The organism is Pelagibius sp. Alg239-R121 (genome assembly GCF_947331435.1).
GTDB lineage: Bacteria > Pseudomonadota > Alphaproteobacteria > Kiloniellales > Kiloniellaceae > Denitrobaculum.
This window is the reverse complement of record NZ_CAMZOF010000007.1, coordinates 244,434-270,377: the sequence shown is the minus strand read 5'-3', so window position 1 is coordinate 270,377 and position 25,944 is coordinate 244,434. Positions and strand designations below refer to the sequence as shown.

Below are 25,944 nucleotides of genomic sequence, written 5' to 3'. Positions count from 1 at the left end.
CCATCAGCAAAGTACCCCAGAGCCAGCCGGGTCTCCTCAACGGTGACCGGCTGAACACCGACCTTCTCACAGATTACGCCACCGGCTATAGCGGTTTGTGTTTTTCTGAAACCAAAAGGTTCTTAAAATCTGCATTCGAAAGCAGCAGCATGCTGGTTGAGAGGCAGCGGATTTTGAGTCGACTTAAACGCAAACAGCTCAAGGTTGACCAACGTCACAGCTTCGAACAGAGAAGCGCCCGAAGCCATAGCCGCAGCCAGCACGCTCACCACCGTGTCGCCTGCGCTCGCCGCGTCATGGACGAAGCGGATCATGGCGGGCAGCATGGCGAAATTGCCTTCGCGGTCCAGCAACGCGACGCCGTCCTTGCTGAGGGTCAGCACCACGTTTTCGCAGTCCAGATGTTCCTGCAATTCGCGGCAGCAGGCCTCTCTACACTCAGATTGCCCCCGTAGAGAGAGGCAAAATCACCTCACCTCAATTTACAATTTCACGTATTGCGTTATCGTGATACTGTTTAATCTTCTTATAGACGCATTTTACCCTTAAAGAGAATATGATTCTTTTTAAGTGCAAACGACACTATTTGGTTGTGGGGAAATCAAAATGTCAGCACTAGAAGCAATTTTATCATCGGCTGTTTTGATTATTACATCGTCATTTTTGTTTGGCGGAGCTTATGTACTAAACATCGCTTTGAAAATCAAACGTAACCAGACAAACAATCCTAGCGATATAAGTATAGATCCACAAATTAGATCGAGTAATTTTTTTCTTTACTCGACAGTTGGAAGCACACTTACATCCCTTGCTTCTGTTTACATATTCTTTCTGCTTCAATACCCTTATTTTGGATTCGCAATGCTCGCGACACTAATTGCGTTTCCACTTGGTGGCTTCATCGGTCAGAAACTAGCTAAAAAAGCCACTAATAATATCAGCAAAGAACGCAAAGGCCGGGAAGCTCTGTCAATTGGACTTATGGCAGCATTGGTTGGAGCAAACGCTGGTATCACTACAACTCGATTTGTCAAAATACTGTCCATAATAAATATATCAGCAGTAATTTGGCTGGAAATAAAAATATTGTCATCTGTATTTGCCGGTGTTGTTTTTGGCATTAGCTTTTCACCTGAACATGCAATCCATATCGGCGTTATCGCCGGAACTTTAACCGCTCTTCTTGTGCAGTTTGTCCTTCGTTTTGGTATGCAAGGTGTTATCGCAACAGATGCATTGTACTGGCCATTCATAATTCTATCTGTCGCGGTTGTCGCCGTCGTAACTATTGGGCTCGCTTACAACACATCTGGCAACATTGACAATGTAGTAAAATCGATTCAATTGGCTCCACAGAATGATCCGATCATTCTTTGTTTTTTTATTCTAAACATTTTTTCAGTTAATGCTATTTACCACATCGGTCGTGACGACCTTTGGCTTCGAATGTCAGCGTTCTCTGACGATAAGAAACATCAAAATCTTGCTGCTTCGCGACTTTTTCGGGCCACTGTATACGCGATCCCTGTCTGGCTTTTACTTGTGCTTGTAGGAATGCTTGTACCGGTCGTAATTGGCAGACCAGCAACATCTGTTGTTGAGGTCATTGAAATCGTTCGAGTGTCCGCTTTCATGCTACCAGTTTTAGTATTGGGTATGCTTGCCGCCATGCTTTCGACCTCTGACAATCAGTTTTTTGCGTTGAAACGCCTGTTTCTATTTTGCGCAAAAACAAACTCGTTACGCCGCTGGGAAATGAATAAAACGAGGATGCTGGCGATAACTGCAATGTCATTTTTTTTGGTTTTTGCGGCGACTTGGGCTGCAGTTTTTTTCTCTGTAAATGATCAAAATCTCGTCTTCATTTGCTTAGGCCTTCCCGCTGTTGTTTTTCCTGCAGTTTTGCGATCGATCAACTTGCAAAGCGTCGGTCCTACAGATGTCGTTTTGCCGGCTGCCGTGTATCTAGCCATGACCATTCAAGGCCTGATAGAAGGAGGTTTGCCAAGCTTATTCTCGGTTGCCGCTGCCCCTGCAAGCCTTTTTATTGGATTAACCTATTCAAAATTGCACCGTTAGGGTTCTAATTTCCCAAGAATGGGAAGGGAGGGTGTTATCATGGGGATACAAGAGTACGTCGCACTAGCGACCTTAATCGCATTGCTATTTGGTGGATTAACCAAAATTAGAGTTACGCTATTTCGATGGCTCAATAAAATTGATATTGGGTCACCAGAAAAGAACACTAGGCTGAGGCTTGTTGTTGGAAGCCTCTTTTTTGGAAACTTGGGACTTACAGCTTTAATATTATTCGTTTTTTTGGTTATTGGATTTGGCTTCGATAGGATTCAGGATGAACTGTTTTCTGATGATCGTAGTCAAAAAATTGAAATAGTTGACGCATCGAGCTTAAAGATTAAAACACCTTACCTGGGTGTTGTAATTGAAAAATCTTCTAACCAAGATCCTTCGACGTTTCCAGTGCTTAACTTGAACCAAGATATAGTCGATCCCGTAAAAAAGGCTCTAATAGCTATTTTTGCCTTTTTCACCGTCGCCTCCTTCTTATTATTCGTTATTGTTGGTTTAATAAAATACATATTGAACCCTTCGCCAGCTCCGCCGCCGGAATTGGGACCATGATTGGGCGCTTTGGCAAGAATGCAATGACGGTTGTGAGCATGGACAGCCAAGCATTTGACCGAGATTATCTCATAAGCACAATTGCGATGTGTGCAAAGATTCATGCTCGCCTCCATATTGTCCTTGCAGATGATTTGTATTGTTACAATCGTCCGGTTTTTGATGATGATCCAAACGAGATTTATAAGCTAGTTAGAGACCGATTTCGTTATGTTGAGAACGCGATACAAAGATCCGAAAAAGGCAAGCTAGAGGTCTTGGTCCAGTCGTGGAGGCAATTCTGTACGCCAGAGTTTATTGATATCTTAAGACGCGTCTATATGCTTATCGTCAGTGAACATACGCTTGTAGCCGCGGTTCGCGAAAGAACAGATCACTTTATAAAGCGATCCCGTCCCGGCATTAGTCATTTAACTAAAGATGATCTAATCGCCAGGTCGCGCGCGTACGTCGTTGAAGAGACAGCGATGTCGTTGCATCTTGCGTCAAGTCAAAACATTACCGACGAGTACTATCCTGGCGATCACGCGCCTATTCTGCATCTAATCTATAACATTATTGATAAAGATCAACTATATGAAAAGTTAAGCCTAAAAAGTCACGAGAAGAGATTTTGGAACATTGAGCAGAGCAATGGTCGCTTCAGGCGCACCATTGAATGGTCGAACGGCCCCGGGCGGATGGACATCTAAAATACTCATTGTGTAGACAATAGACAAAAGAAACTGACGCTACAAATGCAAGCAGTCTTTAGCGAGTGGGTAGCGCCATGACTTTATCAACACAAGCCATTCACCTCGAACCAATAAGAGGTACTCGCAAAGCGCACACCACGACATGTAACAAAACGAGGAGCTTCTAGTTTTTTTCGTAAAGCTAATTGTTAGGAACACTCGTCCCTATACAAATTGCTCGGCATTGGGACTGAGCGGCTCCTCCACCTGTACCTTGATTGTGTGATGGTCCGTCTGCTTCCAAATACCAATTGGCCCCCTCTGTTCGAACTCGACATTGTAACCACCCTCTGTTTGGGTCTCCATGTCGATAAAACCCTGAACCTGATAAGGTGCACATAAATGTATCCAAAACTGTCCCTAATAACTTCCTCTGAAGAACGCCATTGTTGTCAGTTGCTATAGCCTCAGACTCCCAGACGACTAGCGCTTGATTAGGCTTAAATTCAGATATTTTCTCCGCGGCAAACAATGAGTGATTACAAGACACCAAATAAAGGATTGCTATGGCCATAAGCCTACAGGCTTTAGTCACGTCTCCGCCCCCACACCACCTATTGTTAATAAAAAGTATTTTCAATATCGTATAAGTCGCATATTTTCTCACCAATTTCAACACCGATGAACGCTCTGTCATGTAAATAGAGGTAGATACCAGACATGTGTTCGCGGATCTGCTCAAATACCTAAAACGCAAGCCGAGGAAATCGGACTAGGCTCCAGACTCATAACCAGTAACATACAGTCGCAGCGAGACAGACAGCGGCGAGGAAGTTTTTTGCGAGACGGTCGTATCGAGTTGCGATTCTTCTGAAGTCCTTGAGGCGTCCGAACATACGCTCGATGGCGTTTCGTGACCGGTAGAGTGCTGGCGAGAAGCAGTTCTTCCATCGCTTGTTGACTTTGGGTGGGATGTTCGGGGCGGCACCTTTGCTCTCGATCTTCCGCCGTACGGCATCGCTGTCATAGCCTTTGTCGCCGTGAAGAATTTCGATTTCTGGCATGAGCTCCAGCAGAGCATCGGCCGCTGTGCAATCTGCCACCTGGCCACCGGTCAGGTGGAAGGCTATGGGACGGCAGTGGCGGTCAGTCAGGGCGTGGATCTTAGTGGTGCGCCCGCCGCGCGAGCGGCCTATGGCCTGGCTGAGCTCCCCCCTTTAGCGCCCGAAGCGCAGCGGTGAGCCTTTACTGCCGATGAATCGATCAGAAATTCCGCCGGTGGGCCACCGGCCGAGGCCAGAGCATGAAAGATTTCCGCCCATACGCCTTTGGCCGCCCAACGCACAAACCGATTGTAGAGCGTTTTGCGCGGCCCATAGACGGCCGGCGCATCGACCCAACGTCCGCCGCTCTTCAAGACATGGACGATCCCGCTGATAACCCGACGGTCATCAACACGCGGCACGCCACGTGTATCGGTCGGTAGCAGCGGTTCAAGCCGAGAAAACTGCGTGTCGTCGAGCCAAAAATAGTCGTGATCCATCATGGGGCTCCCTTCGGAAACCTTGAATCACAAATCCATTCGATAGGGAACCCATTTTATGGGTCCGGAGCCTAAGAACTAAAAGAATTTACCTATAAAATCTGCCCCAAAAACTCCTGCGTCCTTGAGTCCTTCGCGTCACTAAAAAACGTTGCCGGCGGCCCGTGCTCCACGATCACGCCCCGATCCGTGAAGTAAATATGATCCGCAACCTCCCGCGCAAATCCCATCTCGTGGGTGACCAGCATGCAGGTCATGCCATCCTGGGCCAGTTCCTTGATGGTGACCAGCACTTCCTTGACCGTCTCGGGATCGAGGGCCGCCGTGACCTCGTCGAACAGCATGATGTCCGGGTTCATGGCGAGTGATCTTGCGATGGCGACGCGCTGTTGCTGGCCGCCGGAGAGTTCGCCGGGATAGCTGTCTTCCTTACCTTCCAGGCGCACCTTCTTGATCAGTTTGCGCGCCCGTTCCTCGACCTCGGCCTTGTCCTGTTTCAGGACCTGGACCGGCGCCATCATGACGTTCTGGATCGCGGTCTTGTGGGGGAAGAGGTTGTACTGCTGGAACACCATGCCGACCTTTTTGCGCAGGGCCAGCTTGTCCAGGTGGGCGTCGTGGACCTCTTGCCCCTCCACCTTGATCGAGCCTGAGTCGATCGGGTTCAGCGCGTTGACGCAGCGAATGAGCGTCGACTTGCCGGAGCCCGAAGGGCCGATGATGCAGATCACCTCGCCCTTCATCACATTGAAGGTGATGCCCTTCAGGACCTCCAGGTCGCCGAAGGATTTACGCACTTCGTTCAGCGCCACGATGGGCTGTTCCGGGGTCCAGTCCCCGGCGGCGACAGCGGTTGCAGTGTTGGTCTCGGCCATAATTCTAATGCCTCAGAGTTTGACCGCGAACTTGCGCTCGAGCCGGATGGTCAGGCGCGCAATCGGGTAGCAGTAGACGAAAAAGATCACCAGTACGAAGCTGTAGAAGGGGATCAGCAATTCCGGGTGATTGTCCTCGGCCTCGATCGCCTGACGGGCCAGGTTCAGCACCTCGTTGACCCCCAGGATCGAGACAATGGGTGTGGCCATGGTCAGGATCGCGTACCAGTTCATCCAGGGTGGAATCATGCGCTTGATACACTGCGGCAGGATGATCTCAAACAGGGTCTGGCGGCGCGAGAAAGCCAGGCACTCGGCTGCCTCCCACTGGGCCGTCGGCACCGAATTGATGGCGCCGCGCACGATCTCGGAAATGTTGGCCATGATCGGCAGGGCCAGCCCGATCACCGCCTTGATCCAGTCCGGCACCGGGATGATCAGATCGCCGATCTGAATCTCGAATGGAAAGGACAGCATCACGATGAAGAGCAGCACCAGCCAGGGCGAGTTGCGGAACACCTGGGTTATGAACCAGCTCGGCTTGGCGATCAGCGGATTGGGCGAGATCTGTCCCAGCCCCAGAAGCACTCCGAAGATGGTACCGACCAGCATGGTCAGGAAAGAAATCAGGATGGTGAGTGCAAAGCCGCTGGTCAACAGATAGGGGATCCAGCGCAGCAGAGCCTCGAAGGCATCGCCGGTCGTGAAACCGCCACCCTGCGCCAGCGCGCTCAAGGGCCAGAGCCCGGCGACCGCGATCAGGACGAAGACGCTCCAGGCCGGAAGGCTCGCCAGCCAGCGGCTGAAACCCAGTTCGCCCGGACCGCTGTAAGTGGCCTTGAAGGAATGCAGAACCGGCAGGTCGGTTTTGGCTGCGGCGGTCACGCCCGGAATGGCGTCACGGCGAATGGCGTTGCGGCGAATAGAATGACTGCGAATGGAGTTTCTGATCATGTCAGCCTCCATATCCGGGGATGCGCATGGTGCGCTCCCACTTGTTCATGCCGACCACCACCACGCCGACCAGCCCGAGATAGGCAAAGAACAAAAAGGTCATCATGGGATACTGCGCCGAAGGATAATCATTCCAGATGGTCACCGACTGATAGAGCAGCTCCGGCACCGCGATCACGAAGGCCTGGGTCGTGGTCTTGACCAGGTTGACCAGATTGTTGTTCAGCGCGGGAATCGACACCCGCAACGCCAGGGGAAAGACGATGTGGCCGTAGATCTGCAGCCGCGTGTAGCCCAGCGCCTCGGCCGCCTCCTGGGTCGACTTCGGCACCGCCTCAACCCCGGCGCGGAAGATCTCCACGTTGAAGGCGCCGGCGAAGAAGGAGAGCGAAATGATCGCCCAGCCCACGTTGCTGATGATCGGGATCTCCAGCCAGCCGTCCGGCGAATAGGTCGGCGTGAACTGCCCCAGCGCAAAGTAGAAGAACAGCAGCTGCACGAAGGGCGGCGTGTTGCGGAAGAACTGGATATAGCCCGCCACGACGGCGCGCAAAACGGCGCTCTTGGCACCCTGCATGCCCGCGCCCACCACGCCGATCACCAGAGAAAAGAGAATGCAGACGACCGAGAGCTGGATGGTCATCCACAACCCCGACATCACCTTGTTCCACTGAGTCGCCTCGTAGAAGAAGATGAAGTTCCAGGTCGGATGGTTGGCGGCTACTTCTCGAAAAAATTCCTGAATCGCTTCGATGACATCCCCCTAAAAAGCGGCATTTCGGCCGATCTCTGCGTCGAAGCTTCCGCTTCTGTCCTCACATACCTGAAGTATGCTCCGGTTCTCGCGAAATCCTCTCCTGAAGCTCGACTCAAACTCCCGCTTTTTTACATCGAACCCTGTTTCAATTGAACCGCCGTTGGCCGGCGACGTTCTTTTTATATCGAATCTGCGCCCACTGCTCGTCGGCAGTGAATCGTTCTCGCGCCTACCGTTTGGGAGCGGCCGAAACGAGCGGCCGCTCCCAGTCGGAAAAGCTTACTTAATCCAGTCGGCGAAGCGCTCTTTCTGGTTTTGCAGATACGCGGTCGGCTGGATGCCCCACTTTTTCTCAAGCTCGACGAGAGTTCCACTCCGATGCCAGTTGTACTGCATGCCGGACATGAACTGTCCGAAGACGCAGTTCTGTTCGGCTTTCGGCACGGCCAGCGCCCAGGGGTTGTCGTCTTCGGTCTTCAGGGGCATCTCGAACTGATCCCAGTTGCCCGAAGACAGATCGGCGACGATGGAGCTGTCGTCATAGACGAAGGCGATGCACTTCTTGTCGCGCAAGGCCTGCTTGGCTTCGGCGTTGCCTCCGAAGGCCACGACCTTGGCGCCGTAGCGTTCTTCGACGATTTTGTTATAGAAGGCGCCCTGCTTGCCGCAGACCGGACGGTCGCGCAGCTGTTCCCAGTCGGCGAACTTCAAGGCCTTCGGCGCCAGGATGTTGGTGCCCGAGGTGTAGTAGTTCGGGCCGACGATACCGACGATCTCGCGGCGGTCCGGGCGGTCGGACATGGTGGCGATCATCAGGTCGATCTTGCCCTGCTCCAGAAACTGCATGCGGTTGGAGGACTGCACGGCAACGGTTTCCAGCTCAACGCCCATGGCGTCCGCAACCGACTGCGCCATGTCGATCTCCATGCCGACCAGATTGCCGCTCTCGTCGCGGAATCCCCAGGGCTTGTAGTCCGCCTTCACGCCCACGACCAGCTTGCCGCGCGACATAACCTTGTTCCAGGTGTCGTTGGTGCACTGCTCGGCATAGGCGCTGGTCGCAACCAAGGTCATGGCCGTGGCGCTCAACAGGCTAATCATTTTCCTCATAGTCTTCTCCCGTTTCTTTGCTTGATGGTTTTTATCTCACTTTTGTCCGGTCAGCCGCCCCTATGCCACCAGGCTCGGCTCTCCGGTTCTTTCATCAGCCCGTCTGTATCCAATGATCCGCCGGGCCAATGTCTTCAGATTCTCTTGTTCGTTCGATCCAGTCTGCACCTCTACGTCACCGTACGATAGACAAGATTCGAATTTCTCACGCAACTGCGCACCGCTCAGCGGCCGATTGGGCATGCCGGCCGACTCACCGCAGAAGGAGTCATGTGCGCTGCCGTCCTTTAGAGACAGCCGCAGCCGTGCAGACTCCGGAAAGCGCCCCCGCATCTCGTCGCTGGAGAGATCCGCCGCGACGGAAATGCTGATGCGATCCATCAGCGCACGCTTGCGAGCGGATGCAATTTCCACCGGCTCCAGATCCTCGAGCCGTACCTTACCGGTAAGCAGTCCGCAGACCACTGCGTAGGGCAGTGAAAACTGCGCCTGCTGTGGTGTCTCCGGCCGGTCGTAAACCAGACTGATTCGCACCAATTCCGGCACCTCGAGCCGGATTACGTCGATGTCATCAAGATTCGCTCCTGACGTCTTGAAAATCTCATCCGCCGCCTCAATCGCCGCATGAGCCGCGGAACAGACCGGGCTGGTCTTGAACAGCAGCCCCGGGTCAGCCAGACGCCAGCGCCGGCCGAGGCTGTCCAGTTCATCCATCTTCGCCTCGCCGTCGTTCAGCAGTACCAGGAACCCACGCTCATCCTCGAAAGCACTCATCGGTCCGCTCAAACCCGCACCTGCGACCCTCGCGAACTCAATCGCCCGGCGCGCCGCCTCACCGACCAGGAAAGGCTTGCCGTCACTCCCAAAGACGGACTTGCCGCCGCCCGATGCCGCCGCCGCGAGTCCAAGAGCATTGGCCGTCTGCTCTAGGTTCAAACCGTATAGCTTTGCAGCGGCCGCCGTCGCGCCGATCAGTCCGAAGGTCACCGTGCTCCACCACCCCCTGAAGTAGTGAGCATGAGTGCAGATGTCGGCCAGAGTGTAAGTCACCTCGGACCCTGCGATAAACGCCGCCAGCATCTCCTCTTCGCCCGCGCCGGCCTCTTCGGCCACCGCGAAGACCACCGGAAACACTACCGCCGATCCGTGCATGATGCCGGTGTAGCTGGTGTCATCGAAATCCCAGGCATGGGCTGCTGCACCGTTGATGAGAGCCGCGTTTTCAGCAGTCAATCCCTTGGCGCATCCGGTTGCCGAAGAGAGACCGTCGCTCTTGCCATATATATCCGTCAGAGCCGGCAGCATTGGATGAGCAGTCGCTGCGGCGATCACGCCAATGGTATCGCGGACCGCGCATCGGGCAACAGCCATCACCGCCGCCGGAATCGCTTCCGGCGCGAGACTCGCGCTCCAATTCGCAAAGCTGTGGCAAATGTCACTCATTTTAGTTTTTATGCAGCCCCTTTTGTCCCCATTTACGCTCTCGCAGATGTCGGCTCTTTCTCCTCGTCCCAATATTCGCCGTAGGCATGACGTGCGGCTTCTATGGTCTCGATCTTGGTTAGCGTCTCCGGCCCGGCACGCTTCAGCATAGTGCTCAGTAGACCTTCGACCACCGCGACCTGCGCCGCGATCGAAGGAAAATAATGTGGAGAATCCGCCGGCGCGACCAAGGCCACATCGGCGATGCGGGCCAGAGGTGCGGAGCGCCGGTCGGTGACGGCAACGACCTTGACACCGGCGGCGCGGGCATCCTGGCAGGCGACTATGGTCGCGCGCGAGTATGGCTCCGAAGAAAAAGCGATGACCGCATCCTCTGAGGTTAAGTCATAGAGCGAATTGGCAATACTGCCCCCCTGGGTGCGCAGCAGAGACCAGTTTGGAAAGGCCATGCTGGCCACGTAATGTGCATAGATGGCGAGCGAAAAACCGCTCATCATCCCCACGACCTGGACCGTCCGAGCTGATATCAAAAGATCCGCAGCTTGCTCCAGGCTCTCCTGATATCCAGCAGCCAAGAAGGAATCGATGTTGGCGACCACAGCATCGGCCTGCTGACGCATAACCCCTTTCATGTTGCCGGCATCCGCCTTCAAGGCGCGTGCACGGCCAGCAAAGGAAGCGCCGGGCTGATGACGGCCGGTGACCAGCACACGGTAGCTGTGCCGAAAGGTCTCATAGTCCTCGCACTGGATCGCCCGCGCCAATCTGGAGAGCGTTGCCGGCGCCACCCCTGCCCGCTCGGCCAGCGTCCGCATGGAATAAAGCGCGACATCGTCAGGGTGATCCAAAACGTAGCGTGCGGCGATCTTCAGCCGCGGCCCCAGGCGCTCGTAAGCCGCATCCAGGCGCGTATGCATATCAACCCCCATTCCGCGACAATAACCACTTGACGCGACTGTTTCAATCACAATTATTGTTGAAACAAATGATCCACTCTCTGAAACAGCGAGAATCCGGGCCGTTGGAATGAGTCGAACTGCGCCAGAAACAATCCTCCCCAAAACGGCCACTGTCGTCATCATCGGTGGCGGAATCATGGGCTGTTCCACCGCCTACCATCTCGCGAAATCGGGGGTTAAGGACGTTATCCTGCTGGAACGTAAACAGCTTACCTGCGGCACGACCTGGCATTCCGCGGCGCAGGTCAGGCAGTTGCGTTCTACTCGAAACCTGACGCAGCTGATCAAGGACTCGGTCGCGCTCTACAGCAGTCTGGAGATTGAAACCGGGCAATCCACCGGCTGGTACCAGACCGGCTCCCTCTCAATCGCAACCAATGCGGATCGTCTCACGCACATCCGTAGACAGGCAGCTTTGGCACGGCTTTACGATGTGCCGGTCCAGGAGATAACGGCCGAGGAGGTCAAAGACTTCTGGCCGCTCGCCCGGACCGACGATGTCATCGGTGCGATCTATTCACCAAGCGACGGACGCGTGAACCCCTCGGACCTTTGTGCAGCACTGGTCAAATCAGCCAAAGCAAACGGCGTGCGGGTGTTCGAGGACACTCCCGTATCGGGATTTTCCAAAGCCGGCGACCGAATCACGGGTGTCGACACCCCGCGCGGCCATATCAATTGCGAAACGTCCGTCATCTGCGGCGGCCTCTGGAGTAAAGAAATCGCCAAGCTCGCAGGCGTGACGATCCCGGTACAAGCCTGCGAACACTTCTATCTGTTGACCAAGCCCATAGACGGGATCGCAGGACATTTGCCCACCCTCAGCGATCACGACGGGCATCTCTACATCCGCGACGATGTCGGCGGACTGCTGGTCGGCTGCTTCGAGCCCATGGGCAAGGCGATCCGCCTGGAAAATCTGCCCAATGAGTTCGCTTTCGACTTGCTACCCGAAGACTGGGATCACTTCGAACCCATGATGATGACGGGACTGCACCGGATTCCGGTTTTAGAGACCGCCGAAGTCCGCATGCTGCTGAACGGGCCGGAGAGCTTCACGCCCGACGGCAGCTTCCTGCTCGGACCTGCGCCAGAGGTAGACGGCCTTTATCTAGGTTGCGGTATGAATTCAGTCGGGGTCGCAACGGGCGGCGGGGCCGGCAAGGCCCTGGCCACCTGGATCGTGGAGGGTCAAGCCCCGATGGATCTCGACGAGGTCCACCCTGCCCGATTTCACCCCTGCGAGGCCGAAACGGATGCTTTGTTCGCACGCGCGCCCGAGGTCCTGGGCGAACATTACGCGATCTCCTTTCCAGGCAAAGAACACACAACGGCGCGGAATCTTCGCCAGACTGCGACCCATGAAAGGCTGGTTCGGGCGGGTGCTGTGTTCGGCCAGAGGTTCGGCTGGGAACGTCCGCTCTATTTCGATCCTGAGGGTAACGTCGACGACAGCCTTACCTTCGATCGGCCCGGCTGGTTCAATGTCGTGTCAGAAGAATGTCGCGCAGCCCACGAAGATGTCGCGCTTTTCGAACAATCAAGCTTTGGGAAAATCAAAGTTCAGGGCCCCGATGCCGAGCGCTTTCTCCAGCGTATCTGCGCCAACGACATGGGGCGCGCCGCGGGCCGGGCAACCTATACATCGATACTCAACCGGAAGGGTGGAATCGAAAGCGACTTAACCGTTTTAAGGTTCTCACCCGAGGAATACCTGATGCTGCCCAGCACCGGCCGGATCAGGCGGGATCTCGCGTGGCTCCGGCGGGAACAGCATTCGAATGAAGACCTCAGCATCACCGAGATCACTGAAGACTTCTCAATCCTCGGTGTCATGGGCCCGAAGAGTCGTGCGCTGCTGCAGCCGTTGAGCGACTCTGATCTGTCCGATGACAGCTTTTCCTTCTTCACCCACCAAAGCCTCAAGGTCGCGGGCATCGCGCTTCACGCGGTTCGACTATCCTATGTCGGTGAACTAGGTTGGGAACTGATCGTGCCAAACGCCAATGCCGGCCGGATTTTCGATGCTCTCATGACGGCAGGCCATGACCACGGCATCAGGTTGGCGGGTGCCTATGCGCAAACTTCTCTTCGCATCGAAAAACAATTCCTCGCCATCGGACACGATATCGGGCCTGATACGACGCCACTGGCCGCAGGTCTCGGGTTTGCGGTCAAGCTCAATAGCGATCAAGGCTTCATCGGCCGCGAAGCCCTTATGAATCAGAAGCGAGCCTCTCCGACAACCCGCTTGGTCACACTGCTGCCCCAACAGCAGCAAATTTGGCCAATCGGTCACGAACCGGTCCTCTGCGACGGTCGCCCAGTCGGACAGGTAACGTCCGCCGCCTACGGCTTTCGTGTCCGCAGGCCGGTCGCCCTCGCCTTCATCGACGCCAACATTGCCCGAGAGGGTTATGAAGTGCAGATAGATATTGCGGGCACCTACCATCCTGCGACAGTCTCTTTGCAGGCGGCGTACGATCCAAAGGGCGAACGCATGAAATCCACACCCCGACCAACGGAGCGTCAGCTCCAGAAAGCGTAGATCTCATGAGTCACGTTTTTCCCCGTCACACCAAAGTCCGCCCACCGGTCGTTTCCCACGGCGACGGCGCCTACATCGTCGATGATAACGGCAAGCAGTATCTCGATGCCTGCGGCGGTGCGGCTGTTTCTTGCCTGGGCCACTCGGACCCGGCGGTAACCGAGGCAATACGATCCCAGATCGATTCCATCGCCTATGCCCACACCGGGTTCTTTACTTCGCCGCCGGCCGAGGCTCTGGCCGACAAACTGATTGAACTGGCGCCCGGCAGTCTCGACCGTGTCTACTTTGTGTCAGGCGGCTCGGAGGCGATGGAAGCCGCACTCAAGCTCGCCCGGCAGTACTTCGTTGAAATCGGCCAGCCGCAGCGCAAGCACGTCATCGCGCGCTGGCAGTCCTATCACGGCAACACGCTCGGCGCACTGGCGGCCGGCGGCAATCGCTGGCGGCGGGCCCAATTCGAACCCCTTCTGGTCGAGATGGCGCACATCGACCCTTGCTTCGCTTATCGCGGCCAGGCCGAGGGCGAGAGCGAATTCGACTATGGCCAGCGGGTCGCGAACCAATTGGAAGACGAAATCCAGCGGCTTGGCCCCGATAGTGTGGCCGCCTTCCTGGCCGAACCCGTGGTCGGCGCAACATTGGGCGCCGTTCCTGCTGTCGAGGGATACTTCAAGCGGATTCGGGAGATTTGCGATCGATACGGCGTGTTGCTAATCCTAGACGAAGTGATGTGCGGTATGGGCCGCACAGGTACACTCTTCGCATGTGATCAGGAGGGTATCTCACCCGACATTCTTAGCGTCGCAAAAGGCCTGGGTGCCGGCTATCAGCCTATCGGCGCCATGCTCTGTACGAATAAGATCTACGATGCCATCGAACAGGGATCAGGCATGTTCCAGCATGGACATACCTATATCGGGCATCCTACTGCCTGTGCCGCGGGCACCGCAGTCCTGACTCGCCTGGTCGACGACGGACTGGTGGAGCGCGTTGCACCCCTCGGTGAGAGTCTGCAGGAAAGACTTGAAGCCCGTTTCGGCCAGCATCCACACATCGGCGACATTCGTGGTCGCGGACTCTTCCGTGGACTGGAACTGGTCCGCAACCGCGAAACCAAGATACCTTTCGAACCCGCGCATAAGCTCCATGCCAAGGTCAAGAAAGCAGCCATGGACGAAGGTCTGATGTGTTATCCCATGGGCGGCACGGTTGATGGTCAGACCGGCGATCATGTGTTGCTCGCCCCTCCCTTCATTCTGGAAGATGCGCAGCTCGATGAAATCGTCGACAAACTTGATCGTGCCGTGTCTTCGGCCTTAACGGAGATAGGCGCCGCATGACGTCTCCCGCCACTATCATGGTCGCGCCCAACGGCGCCCGCAAAACCAAGGATGATCATCCCGCTGTTCCGGTGACCGTCGCGGAAACCGCACGGGTCGCTTCCGAATGCGCTGAGGCGGGCGCGACAGCCATCCACGCCCATGTTCGCGGTGCGGACGGCAGGCACATTCTGGACGCTGCACTTTATCAGGAACTCCTCGTCGCAATCACCAGGGAATGCGGCGATGATGTCTTCGCTCAGATTACGACCGAAGCTGTCGGCATCTACCAGCCCGAACAGCAGATGGCAGTTGTGCGAGAGGTTCAGCCACGCGGCTTCAGCGCCGCCTTGAAGGAGCTGGTTGCGTCGCCGGAAAAGGAAGCCGAAGCATCGGACTTCTACGCCTGGGCACTGCAGGAAGAGATCGCCGTTCAGCATATCCTCTATGACGCGGAAGAAATTCACCGCTTTGCCGATCTGGCTAGACGCGGCGTAATCCCCGGAGAACGTCACGCTCTGCTGTTCGTCCTCGGCCGCTATGCAAAGAATCTGGAAAGCGAAGTTGAGGATCTACTTCCCTTTGTCGATGCCCTCAATGTTTCCGGACTAAAGGTCAGTAGCGATTGGATGGTTTGCGGTTTTGGGCACAGTGAAACCGCCTCCCTGACAGCAGCGCTGGCGTTAGGCGGCCACGCTCGCGTCGGTTTTGAGAATAGCCTCTGGCATGCGGACGGCGAAGTCGCGAAGTCGAATGCGGAACGGGTTCATGTCATCGCAGCGATCGCCAAACGCCTGGGACGAGGCGGTCAGACAGTGGAAGGCGCCAGTGGCGTGTTAGGTGCCATTGGCCAGGGGGTATCTCCGCACCAGTAGGCCTTCAATGAATGGCAACAACAGTCCTGCCGATCGGGTTATCACCAGGCCCGCAGTCGAAGGCGACAGCGCCGCAATCGCCGCACTTTTTCTCATTTCTTCTGATGGACTCGCGGAATATATATGGAGTCTGAGCAAACCGGCAGGAACATCGCTACTTAAACATGGCGCGCAACGATACGCCCGTTCAAACACCGTCTTTTCCTTCGAGAATTGCCATCTGGCGGAACGCGGTGGAATTGTTATCGGCATGCTTCATGCCTTTAAAATGACAGTTGACCCGGACGCTGCCCCAGAAAGCGATCCAGTGCTCAAACCCTATTCGGAACTCGAGGACCCGGGGTCACTCTACATATCCGGCCTTGCCGTAGTTAAAGAGTTCCGATCCGGCGGGATCGGCGCAAAGCTGATGGACTGCGCCGAAGACCGCGCCCGAAAAGAAAGCCTGACACGCCTGAGTCTCATCTGCTTCGATCAGAACACACGTGCGCTTGCCTTTTACCAGCGGCGCGGTTTCGAACTGCGCGACCAGCGTCCGCTGGTGCCCCACCCCAGTCTGCACTATCCCGACGGCAACGCGCTTCTTCTGGTTCAAGAGCTGAAGTAAATCGCCTGAAACACCAAAAGATGCGCGAAGCACCTCATCGAAAATTTTTACCGGATCATTGAGGCCTTTCCAAAGGCTGTTGGGTTCACTCAGCCCATGAAAGTCGCGTCCGACGGCGAACACAAAGCGATGCGCAGAGGCTCATCGCTGATTTCCAGATTTTCTGGGAAACGAGATTTAGGTCGATAACTCAAAGTCTATCGAGGCATAATTGTCGCGTCGTTAGACTTTGCGCGCAGGAGAGCATTGGCAGATATCTTCGAGCAACCACCTCCGGTTTACTTCCAAGCAGTAATGACCTATGTAGTGCGTTCGCTTAACCGGAGATTTCATGTCCCGCTGATACCGGGTGCCAATGGCACCTTGGGGGCGCTAAACAGCACCCCGTTTCAAGCTGAGTAGCAACGCCTGCCCGCACCTCTGTGCCGCAGCCCTACTCTCTTGTCTTATCCTAAGTACACAGAACGTCAGCGGTTTTGCCGCTAGGCGAAGCATGAAAGACATGCCGGACAATGATCAGAAAATTCGAAAAAGAAGACACAGACGCCGTTGTCGCATCATGGCGAAGCGCAAGCGCACTTGCTCATCCCTTTCTAACAAATGACTTTATCGACCGTGAGGCGGAAAATGTGCGGAACGTTTATCTCGCTTTCGCCGAAACCTGGGTGACAGAAATCGACGGTGAGGTCGTCGGCTTCATCGCTCTGATTGAGGACGTGGTCGGCGGGTTGTTTCTCGACCCAGCCTATCACGGTCAGGGTTACGGAAGAGCCATGCTTGACAAAGCCGTTGCCGAAAAAGGGCCGCTGAGGGTCGAAGTCTTCAAAGAGAATGCCATTGGGCGCAGATTCTACAATGCATACGGATTCAAGGGTTCGGAGGAATTCGTGCATCAAGAATCAGGACAGGTCACTCTTCGCATGACCTTCAATCCCAAATAGTCGGAACGAGACGGGCGCTCCGGTTCGGGGCGCCCGCACTCTAAAATCCTCTAGCCTGCCCGTCGCTTCGCGGATCGGCGGCGCCTTCGATCAGGCCGTCCGGGTGGTGGACCAGCGCACCGGCATGTCCCATGATTTCCTCGAATGCGCCGGTCACTTCAATGTCGTGGCCTGCGGCCTGAAGCGCCTCGATGACTTTGGGGTCGAACCGGTTTTCGATACGAATGTTCGTTTGCTCCGAACCCCAGGTACGCCCAAGCAGCCACCTCGGCGCGGTAATCGCTTCCTGCAAATCCTGCCCTTGCAGCACATGGCGGGCAAAGATCATCGCCTGCGTTTGCGGCTGCCCCTCGCCACCCATGGTTCCGTAGGCCATCACCCGCCCGTCGGAAAGCAGAGCGAGAGCGGGCTGGATGGTGTGGAACGGCCGCCTGCCGGGCCGTAAGTGATTGTGGTGTTCCGGATCCAGACTGAAGCTGGTGCCCCGGTTCTGCCACACAATGCCGCTTTCCGGCAGAACCACGCCGGACCCGAATTCCCAATAGGTACTCTGAATAAAGGAAACCGATCTCCCCTCCCCGTCGATGGCGCCGAGCCAAACGGTGTCGCCCGCATTGACCGGTGCCGGCCAGGGCATGGCTTTGGCAGGGTCTATTGCTCTGGCCGCCTTCTTCAATGTCACAGGCGTCAGGAACGAAGCCGGGTCAACACTCATGTAGTCAGGATCGGTAACGTGACGGTCACGCACCAGAAACGCGCGCTTGGTCGCCTCCAAAAGCCCGTGCACGAATGCGAAGCTGCCTGGGCTCCCGAGATCGAGGTGCTGTGCGATCCCAAGCAACATCAGAGAAGCCAGTCCCTGGGTTGGCGGCGGCATGTTAAAGACACGGTGTCCGGCCACCTCGACGGATAACGGATCGATGCGTCGTGCCCGGAAAGATTCGAAATCGGAATGCCGCAGAGGGCTCCCGGCAATCTCAAGGTCTCTCGCCAGGCTTTGCGCGAGATCGCCCCGATAGAAACTCTCAAGCCCCTGCTCAGCCAAGGCCTGGAGACTGTTTGCCAGACGAGTCTGATAAAAGCGTTCGCCCTCACGAGGCACCGCGCCACCGGGACAATAAGTGTCTGCGAAACCTGGCGAGCCGATCATTTCAGGCCTTTTGGCGTCGGTATTTGCCGCCTGCGATCCTGTAACCGCGATGCCATGGCGCGCGTACCCGATCGCATCTTCGAGCAGGCGCGCCAGCGGCAATCGGCCAGCCCAAGTCCCCTTGGACAATGCTAACGCCGCATCCCATCCCGATGGCGCACCGGCCACAGTCAGTGCTGCCAGCGGGCCACGGCCGGGAATGACCTCCAGGTCCTGCTCGCGGTAGAAATCGATGGATGCGAGGGCCGCCGCGCCACCGCAGGCATCGATACCGACCGGACTTTCTCCCGGCTCATGAATCAGCCAGAAATTGTCTCCGCCCAGCGAATTCATGTGTGGATAGACGACGGCAATCGCCGCAGCGGCGGCGACCATGGCCTCGATAGCATTGCCGCCATCGGAAAGAACACGCTGTCCCGCCTGCGCAGCAAGATGGTGCGGCGCGACGACCATGCCGCCATAAGCCTTGGTGGTATGAAGCATAAAATCCGATCACTCAGTTAATGTTGAGGTTCAGCAATTCATCGGCGCTTCAAACCGGTCAATACGGGTAAGCGCTCATTTTCGACAAAAGACAAAATTACTCTGGTGATGACAACTCCCGGCTAAGCGCGCAGCGCTTGGATCCGGACCGCGCTCATATTCGCAAATCACCGAGTCCTCTCATACTGTCAGTTGTGCCTCGGATCTTGCTCAAAACGCCGGGCTCCGAGCGCACCTTCGTTTTTTCCATGGCGCCCCGCTAGTATCTCTGACTCGCCAACAGGGTTTGTGGCATGCCACATATTTTAAAAAAAATCATAATAATATCAACATCTAGAGGTGGTTTCTCATGGTGAAATCTGCAGAAATCAGGGATTTTTTGACATTGACGCCTTCAATACTCGGTGTATGGTATACCAGAGAATCGTTGAGATTGGGAAAATCGAAAGGAAAGAAGCGTTCTTTTTTTCTTTCTCAAACGATCATTTGGTGAATAGGATCATAGTATGTCGATTAGCGCCAAATTGAAACCGATAGCTGTGAACTTCACACTGAAGGATCATATCTACGACGTTCTACGCGACGCTATCATGGACATGAATATCTATGCCGAAGGCGCCGATCTCCGACTTGACGAGAGGCGTGTGGCCGAGCAATTGGGCATTTCCCGCACACCGGTCCGAGAGGCCCTTGCTAAGTTGGAGCAAGAGGGTTTCGTAGAAATTCAGCCCCGAAAAGGGGTGTTTGTCCGACGAAAATCACTCGAAGAAGTCTTGGAAATGATCGTGGTCTGGGCTGCGCTGGAAAGCATGGCCGCGCGTCTTGCAACTGAGAACGCGACCGATCTCGAACTCTCGTCGCTTCGCAAGCTTGGTGCAAAACACAGCCAGCATTCGGCCCGCGCCGATATCGCCGAGTATTCCGAAGCCAATATCAAGTTTCACCAGCGTATTCTCGAACTGTCTCAGTGCTCCATGCTCAAGAGTCTCGCAGACGGACTGTTCCAGCACATGTACGCCGTGCGCCGCAGAGCGATGGGTGAAGGAGACCGCGCCAACCGGTCGGTCGTGGACCACATGAGTATTATCGAAGCGCTTGAAAGCCGCGATGCCGACCTTGCTGCACGCATGGTTCGCGAACATACGATGAAGCTTCATGATCATGTGCGCCGCACTTGGATAAAACTCGAAAGCATTACCAGTACAAAGGAGGCGAGCAGCTAGCCGCCAACCGAGAACAATCAAACGCGAATATCGAACGTCAACAATCAGCGATCGAACAGCGACTAATCAAGGAAAGATGCGGTCAAATCGAGGAGCCGCAAAGAATTTGGAAGACGATATGAATGCACCCACCGCACCTGAGACTGAGACACAGCACGAGCTGACCGACGGGTTTCATCTGCTCATCGACGCCCTGAAGCTGAACGATCTGAATACAGTCTACGGCGTGCCTGGAATTCCGATTACCGACCTTGGGCGGATGATGCAGGAAGAAGGGATGCGTGTACTCTCGTTCCGTCACGAGCAAAATGCGGGGAACGCGGCGGCTATTGCCGGCTTCCTCACCAAGAAGCCAGGCGTCTGCCTGACCGTTTCCGCCCCGGGATTTCTCAACGGCCTCACCGCTCTTGCCCATGCGACCACAAACTGTTGGCCGATGATCCTGATTTCCGGTTCGTCCGAGCGCGAGGTGGTTGACCTGATGCAAGGCGACTACGAGGAAATGGACCAACTCGCGATTGCCAAGCCGCTTTGTAAGGCGGCCTATCGCGTTCTTCACGCCCAGGACATCGGTATTGCGGTTGCCCGCGCTATTCGTGCTGCAGTGTCAGGCCGCCCCGGCGGTGTTTACCTCGACATACCGGGCGCGTTGCTCGGGCAGGCAATGGATGCGGTTGAGGGCGCCAAGTCATTGGTCAAGGTCATTGATCCCGCCCCAGCACAGATCCCAGCCCCAGCAGCAATTGAACGCGCGCTCGAAGTGATCAAAGGTGCGAAAAAGCCATTGATCGTTCTGGGTAAAGGCGCTGCTTATGCCCAAGCCGACGAAATTGTTAAGGATTTTGTCGAGAAGAGCGGCATTCCCTATCTTCCGATGAGCATGGCCAAAGGCCTGTTGCCGGACAATCATCCGCAATCCGCCGGAGCGGCGCGCTCGCTGGTACTGAAAGAATCCGATGTCGTCATCATGGTTGGCGCACGCCTGAACTGGCTGCTGTCCCACGGCAAGGGCAAAAGCTGGGGCGCACCGCATTCAACTAAATTCGTGCATATCGACATTGAGCCGAAGGAAATGGATTCGAATGTCGAAATCGCTGCGCCATTGGTCGGCGACATCGAATCCTGCCTGTCAGCTTTGAGCGAAGGCATGGGCGCGGACTGGAAAGCGCCCCCACAGGAATGGACCGACGCAGTGCGTGAGAAACGCGATGCTAACGTCACCAGGATGGCGCCGACTTTACAGAACAACGCCTCACCGATGAATTATGCGGGCGCACTCGGTGCGCTGAAACGGATTATCGAAAAACGGCCGGATGCGATCCTCGTCAACGAAGGCGCCAATACACTCGATTTCGCCCGCTCAATCATTGATATGCATAAACCACGCAAGCGCCTCGACGTCGGCACTTGGGGCGTGATGGGCATCGGCATGGGAACCGCGATCGCTGCTGCCGTAGAGACCGGTCAGCCGGTTCTTGCAGTAGAGGGTGACAGCGCCTTTGGATTCTCCGGCATGGAGGTCGAAACCATCTGCCGCTACAAGCTTCCGGTCTGCATCGTGGTGTTTAACAACAATGGCATTTATCGCGGCACGGACAAGAACCGCGCAGGCGGCGAAGATCCTGCACCGACAGTATTTGTAGAAAACAGCCGCTACGACATGATGATGCAGGCCTTTGGTGGAGAAGGTCGCCATGTAACCGATCCTGATGCTCTGACCCGCGCAGTCAACGAAGCAATGGATTCAGGTAAACCAACGCTGATAAACGCCGTCATCGACCCTGCAGCCGGCAAGGAAAGCGGCAACATCGGCAGTCTCAATCCAACCAGTGTGGTCTCCAAAAAAATGAACCACGAGGTTCTTGAAATACTTAAGCAAAAGGCAGCTCAATGAAGGCCCTCGAAGGAATCAAAATTCTCGACTTCACGCACGTGCAGTCGGGTCCGACCTGCACACAGTTGCTGGCATGGTTCGGTGCCGATGTCATCAAAGTTGAACGCCCCGGCGTTGGCGATGCGACGCGCAAACAGCTCGTCGATGTCCCCGGTGCCGACAGCCTCTACTTTACAATGCTGAACCACAACAAGCGTTCCATCGAGCTGAACTCCAAGAATGAGACTGGCAAGGAAGTGCTGACCCGGTTGATCGAGCAATGCGATGTGCTGGTGGAAAACTTTGCTCCGGGAGCCCTGGACCGTATGGGCTTCGGCTGGGAACGCATTCAGGAAATTAACCCCCGTATCATCATGGCGTCGATCAAAGGCTTCGGTCCCGGCAAATATGAAGATTGCAAGGTCTATGAGAACGTTGCCCAGTGCGCAGGCGGCTCGGCATCCACAACCGGGTTCCTCGATGGCCCGCCACTTGTAACAGGCGCGCAAATCGGCGACTCCGGGACCGGTCTGCACCTCTGCCTCGGTATCGTTACGGCTCTGTTCCAAAGAGAGAAGACCGGGCGAGGCCAAAAGGTGACAACTGCGATGCAGGACTCAGTTTTGAATTTGGCCCGGGTCAAGTTGCGTGATCAGCAGCGTCTCGATGCAGGCCCCCTGACGGAATATTCCCAGTTCGGCGAAGGCATTCCCTTCGGTGACGCAACGCCGCGTGCCGGCAACGATTCCGGCGGTGGACAGCCCGGCCGTATTCTGAAGTGCAAAGGATGGGAAACCGATCCCAACGCCTACACCTACTTCATCTGCCAGGCGGCGATCTGGGGCAAGATCTGCGATGTCATTGGTGAACCGGATTGGAAAACCAAGGAAGGTTATGCCACGCCACCAGAGCGGCTCGACAAGCTCAATGAGATCTTCGAGCGGATCGAACAATGGACCATGACGAAGAGCAAGTTCGAAGTTATGGACACTTGTAATCCGCATGACATTCCAGTCGGTCCGATCCTATCGATGAAAGAAATTTCCGAAGATGAGGGGCTGTTTGCAACCGGTACGATGGTCAAGGTGGATCACCCGGAACGCGGGCCATATCTCAGTGTGGGCTGCCCGATCAAACTGTCAGACAGCGAAGTTATGGTTGAGCGCTCACCACTACTCGGCGAGCATACGAAAGAAATACTCTCAGAAGTTCTTGGATACAGCGGCGATGACTTAGAGCGCATCGTTGGTTCCGGTGCGGTCGGTGAGGTTCGTGCAGATGCCGCAGAGTAGAAATGTCGCAGACTAGAAATGCTACAGAATTGAATGACGGCCTTGGGGATTAGTTAGATGCGTATTGTTGTTCACGGTCAGCAGGCCTTTGGTAAAGCTGTCCTCGAGAAGCTGTTGGAGCGCGGCGAGGATGTTGTCGCCGTCTGCTCCGCTCCCACGAAGGAAGGTCGGCCGGAAGATCCCTTGGTCGAGTTCGCCCGCGAAAAAGGACTTCCGGTACATCAACCGGCCTCCTGGAAAACACCCGAAGCGCTGGAATTGATGAAGTCCTTCGATGCAGATGTCTGCATGATGGCATACGTTCTGCTGTTCGTTCCCGAGGCCGTGCGCGATGCGCCACGCTTCGGAACCTTCCAGTACCACCCTTCCCTTTGCCCGCTGCACCGTGGTCCAAGTTCAATCAATTGGCCGATCGCAATGGGTAAAACGCAAACCGGCCTTACCATCTTCTGGCCTGACGATGGTCTCGACGAAGGCCCAATCCTGATGCAGAAGTCCTGCGAGATCGGTCCTGACGAAACCCTGGGTGACGTCTATTTCAAGAAGCTGTTTCCGATGGGTGTCGACGCCATGATCGAGGGGCTCGATCTGGTTAAGGCGGGCATCATCATCAAGCACGATCAGCGGCTTGAGGACGGTTCCTATGAGAGCTGGTTCAACAAAGGCGCAGCCGAGATCGACTGGTCGAAGCCGGTTGCCGATGTCTACAACAAGATTCGCGCCGCAAATCCCGCCCCAGGCGCCTGGACGACTCTGAACGGACTGGAAGTTCAGATTTATGACAGTGCCAGAGTCGACGGCGACGGAAAAACCGGCAGCGTCATCTCCATTTCTGATGACGGGGTGACCGTTCAGGCTGAAGGGGGACGAATTTTACTCAAGCGCGTACGCGCCAAAGGCGAAGGCAAACAGCCCGCAGCTGAATGGGCCGCTGCATGCGGCCTGTCTGCAGGCGATCAATTCGGTTCTTAGGGAGCAGGTTTTTACAGATGAGTTACAAGACAGATATCGAAATCGCTCGCGAAGCCAGCAAGCGCCCCATTCAGGAGATCGGTGCAAAGCTCGGCATATCGGCGGAAGACCTGGTTCCGTATGGCCACGACAAGGCCAAGGTGTCAGCAGAGTTCATCGCCGCGCAGGCGGATAAGAACAACGGGAAGCTCATACTCGTCACGGCCATCAACCCGACCCCTGCAGGAGAAGGCAAAACCACAACCACGGTCGGCCTCGGCGATGGCCTGAATGCCATCGGAAAGAAAGCCGCGATTTGCATCCGTGAAGCATCGCTCGGTCCCTGCTTCGGCATGAAGGGCGGCGCTGCCGGCGGCGGCTACGCACAGGTCGTTCCGATGGAAGACATGAACCTGCACTTCACGGGTGATTTCCACGCCATCACCTCGGCCCATAACCTGCTGTCGGCTATGATCGACAACCATATCTATTGGGGCAATTCGGCTGATATCGATACGCGTCGGGTCGTCTGGCGCCGTGTGATGGACATGAACGACCGCGCCCTTCGCGACATCGTCACATCGCTTGGCGGTGTGCCCAACGGCTTCCCGCGCCAGGCCGGCTTTGATATCACCGTTGCCTCCGAAGTCATGGCGATTCTTTGCCTGGCCAAGAACCTCGACGATCTTCAAAAGCGACTTGGCGATATCATCATCGCCTACCGCCGCGACCGATCACCTGTCTACTGTCGGGATATCAAGGCCGACGGCGCAATGACCGTCCTGTTGAAGGACGCGATGCAGCCCAATCTCGTCCAGACGCTGGAAAACAATCCGGCGTTCGTGCACGGCGGTCCCTTCGCCAACATCGCCCACGGCTGTAACTCTGTCGTCGCAACCACCACGGCGTTGAAGATTGCCGATTACGTCGTGACAGAGGCCGGTTTTGGTGCAGACCTGGGCGCTGAAAAGTTCATGAACATCAAGTGCCGGCACGCCGGTCTGGCCCCGGACGCCGTAGTTATTGTAGCGACCGTCCGTGCCATGAAAATGAATGGCGGGGTGAAGAAAGATGATCTCGGCACCGAAAACGTGCAGGCCGTGAAAGACGGTTGTGCCAATCTCGGACGCCACATCGAAAACGTGAAGGGTTTTGGTGTTCCCGCTGTCGTCGCCATCAATCATTTCGTGACCGATACGGATGCCGAAGTCGACGCCATCAAGGAATACGTCGCAAGCCTGGGTTCCGAAGCGATTCTCTGCAAGCACTGGGCTAACGGCTCGAAAGGCATTGAAGAACTCGCAACGCGTGTCGCCGAAATCGCCGAAAGCGGCATGTCCCAGTTCCAAACGCTCTATCCAAACGAGATAGGGCTGTTCAAGAAAATCGAGACGGTCGCCAAGCGCATTTACCGGGCCGACGAAGTTCTTGCCGACAAGAAAATCCGCGATCAGTTGAAACAGTGGGAAGAAGCAGGATACGGGCACCTGCCGGTCTGCATGGCAAAGACGCAGTATTCCTTTACGACCGACCCCAACGTGCGCGGTGCACCGACCGGTCATTCGATACCGATTCGCGAAGTGCGTCTCTCAGCGGGTGCGGGTTTCGTCGTGGCGATCTGCGGGGAGATCATGACCATGCCGGGGCTACCCCGTGTTCCCTCTTCAGAGTCGATTATGCTGAATGACCAAGGCCAGATCGAAGGCTTGTTTTAGGCGAGT

At 55.7% G+C, this 25,944-nt stretch carries 21 protein-coding genes and 1 pseudogene; 13 read left to right on the top strand and 9 right to left on the bottom strand.

Going from position 1 to position 25,944, the window contains the following annotated elements; all coding sequences use genetic code 11:
* Positions 1–122: 122 nt before the first annotated feature.
* A pseudogene (locus QMZ18_RS23030) lies at positions 123–416 on the bottom strand (PfkB family carbohydrate kinase); the annotation flags it as partial.
* A gap of 190 nt (positions 417–606) precedes the next feature.
* Here QMZ18_RS23030 and QMZ18_RS23025 point away from each other — a divergent pair.
* The 3 genes from QMZ18_RS23025 to QMZ18_RS23015 are packed head-to-tail and all read left to right on the top strand — an operon-like array spanning position 607 to position 3,335.
* A complete protein-coding gene (locus tag QMZ18_RS23025; RefSeq protein WP_282608710.1) occupies positions 607–2,079 on the top strand; it encodes a hypothetical protein in 1,473 nt (490 codons plus the stop codon).
* Positions 2,080–2,118: 39 nt separating this feature from the next.
* Positions 2,119–2,643 (top strand): hypothetical protein, encoded by a 525-nt coding sequence (locus tag QMZ18_RS23020; protein WP_282608709.1) that lies wholly within the window; start codon positions 2,119–2,121, stop codon positions 2,641–2,643.
* Complete coding sequence (locus tag QMZ18_RS23015; protein WP_282608708.1) at positions 2,640–3,335, top strand: hypothetical protein; 696 nt, start codon at positions 2,640–2,642, stop codon at positions 3,333–3,335. The genes QMZ18_RS23020 and QMZ18_RS23015 overlap by 4 nt, the downstream gene beginning before the upstream one ends.
* Before the next feature lie 767 nt (positions 3,336–4,102).
* On the opposite strand, the gene QMZ18_RS23010 is transcribed toward QMZ18_RS23015, so the two are convergent.
* The 7 genes from QMZ18_RS23010 to QMZ18_RS22980 all read right to left on the bottom strand — a co-directional run bounded on the left by QMZ18_RS23010 (position 4,103) and on the right by QMZ18_RS22980 (position 10,916).
* Positions 4,103–4,860 (bottom strand): IS5 family transposase gene (locus tag QMZ18_RS23010; protein ID WP_282608707.1). Its coding sequence is split into 2 segments (ribosomal slippage): positions 4,103–4,524 and positions 4,524–4,860, totalling 759 coding nucleotides; the frame shifts between segments, so codons are not numbered across the junction.
* A gap of 92 nt (positions 4,861–4,952) precedes the next feature.
* Entirely contained in the window at positions 4,953–5,735 is a 783-nt protein-coding gene (locus QMZ18_RS23005; protein WP_282608706.1) for an amino acid ABC transporter ATP-binding protein, read from the bottom strand.
* Between the two features lie 12 nt (positions 5,736–5,747).
* Complete coding sequence (locus QMZ18_RS23000; RefSeq protein WP_282608705.1) at positions 5,748–6,689, bottom strand: amino acid ABC transporter permease; 942 nt, start codon at positions 6,687–6,689, stop codon at positions 5,748–5,750.
* Between the two features lies 1 nt (position 6,690).
* Positions 6,691–7,347: an amino acid ABC transporter permease gene (locus tag QMZ18_RS22995; protein WP_322097263.1), complete on the bottom strand. Its 657-nt coding sequence runs from the start codon at positions 7,345–7,347 to the stop codon at positions 6,691–6,693.
* 378 nt (positions 7,348–7,725) lie between these two features.
* Positions 7,726–8,556: a transporter substrate-binding domain-containing protein gene (locus tag QMZ18_RS22990; RefSeq protein ID WP_282608704.1), complete on the bottom strand. Its 831-nt coding sequence runs from the start codon at positions 8,554–8,556 to the stop codon at positions 7,726–7,728.
* A gap of 60 nt (positions 8,557–8,616) precedes the next feature.
* Entirely contained in the window at positions 8,617–9,999 is a 1,383-nt protein-coding gene (locus QMZ18_RS22985) for an MmgE/PrpD family protein (RefSeq protein WP_282608703.1), read from the bottom strand.
* 32 nt (positions 10,000–10,031) lie between these two features.
* Complete coding sequence (locus QMZ18_RS22980) at positions 10,032–10,916, bottom strand: MurR/RpiR family transcriptional regulator (RefSeq protein WP_282608702.1); 885 nt, start codon at positions 10,914–10,916, stop codon at positions 10,032–10,034.
* Positions 10,917–11,025: 109 nt separating this feature from the next.
* Here QMZ18_RS22980 and QMZ18_RS22975 point away from each other — a divergent pair, with 109 nt between their 5' ends.
* From QMZ18_RS22975 to QMZ18_RS22955, 5 genes are all read left to right on the top strand, one after another.
* Positions 11,026–13,506, top strand: coding sequence for an FAD-dependent oxidoreductase (locus tag QMZ18_RS22975; protein ID WP_282608701.1), 2,481 nt, complete (start codon positions 11,026–11,028; stop codon positions 13,504–13,506).
* 5 nt (positions 13,507–13,511) lie between these two features.
* Positions 13,512–14,849, top strand: a complete 1,338-nt coding sequence (locus QMZ18_RS22970) for an aspartate aminotransferase family protein (protein WP_282608700.1) — start codon at positions 13,512–13,514, stop codon at positions 14,847–14,849.
* Entirely contained in the window at positions 14,846–15,703 is an 858-nt protein-coding gene (locus tag QMZ18_RS22965) for a 3-keto-5-aminohexanoate cleavage protein (RefSeq protein WP_282608699.1), read from the top strand. Before QMZ18_RS22970 ends, QMZ18_RS22965 begins: the two co-directional genes overlap by 4 nt.
* Before the next feature lie 7 nt (positions 15,704–15,710).
* A complete protein-coding gene (locus QMZ18_RS22960; RefSeq protein ID WP_282608698.1) occupies positions 15,711–16,310 on the top strand; it encodes a GNAT family N-acetyltransferase in 600 nt (199 codons plus the stop codon).
* Between the two features lie 512 nt (positions 16,311–16,822).
* Positions 16,823–17,251: a GNAT family N-acetyltransferase gene (locus tag QMZ18_RS22955; protein WP_282608697.1), complete on the top strand. Its 429-nt coding sequence runs from the start codon at positions 16,823–16,825 to the stop codon at positions 17,249–17,251.
* A gap of 40 nt (positions 17,252–17,291) precedes the next feature.
* On the opposite strand, the gene QMZ18_RS22950 is transcribed toward QMZ18_RS22955, so the two are convergent.
* Positions 17,292–18,884 (bottom strand): gamma-glutamyltransferase family protein, encoded by a 1,593-nt coding sequence (locus tag QMZ18_RS22950; protein ID WP_282608696.1) that lies wholly within the window; start codon positions 18,882–18,884, stop codon positions 17,292–17,294.
* 506 nt (positions 18,885–19,390) lie between these two features.
* Between QMZ18_RS22950 and QMZ18_RS22945 the strand changes: the two genes are divergently transcribed.
* The 5 genes from QMZ18_RS22945 (at position 19,391) to QMZ18_RS22925 (ending at position 25,938) form a co-directional block, all read left to right on the top strand.
* On the top strand, positions 19,391–20,107 hold the full coding sequence (locus QMZ18_RS22945) for a GntR family transcriptional regulator (protein WP_282608695.1): 717 nt from the start codon (positions 19,391–19,393) through the stop codon (positions 20,105–20,107).
* Between the two features lie 118 nt (positions 20,108–20,225).
* The gene (gene oxc, locus QMZ18_RS22940; RefSeq protein WP_282608694.1) at positions 20,226–22,001 is read left to right on the top strand and encodes an oxalyl-CoA decarboxylase; all 1,776 of its coding nucleotides are present in this window, start codon (positions 20,226–20,228) and stop codon (positions 21,999–22,001) included.
* Positions 21,998–23,272, top strand: a complete 1,275-nt coding sequence (frc, locus tag QMZ18_RS22935) for a formyl-CoA transferase (protein WP_282608693.1) — start codon at positions 21,998–22,000, stop codon at positions 23,270–23,272. The genes oxc and frc overlap by 4 nt, the downstream gene beginning before the upstream one ends.
* 57 nt (positions 23,273–23,329) lie before the next feature.
* Positions 23,330–24,244: a methionyl-tRNA formyltransferase gene (locus QMZ18_RS22930; protein WP_282608692.1), complete on the top strand. Its 915-nt coding sequence runs from the start codon at positions 23,330–23,332 to the stop codon at positions 24,242–24,244.
* 17 nt (positions 24,245–24,261) lie between these two features.
* Positions 24,262–25,938 carry a formate--tetrahydrofolate ligase gene (locus QMZ18_RS22925; protein WP_282608691.1) on the top strand — a complete coding sequence of 559 codons (1,677 nt, stop codon included), beginning with the start codon at positions 24,262–24,264 and terminating at the stop codon, positions 25,936–25,938.
* Positions 25,939–25,944 lie beyond the last annotated feature (6 nt).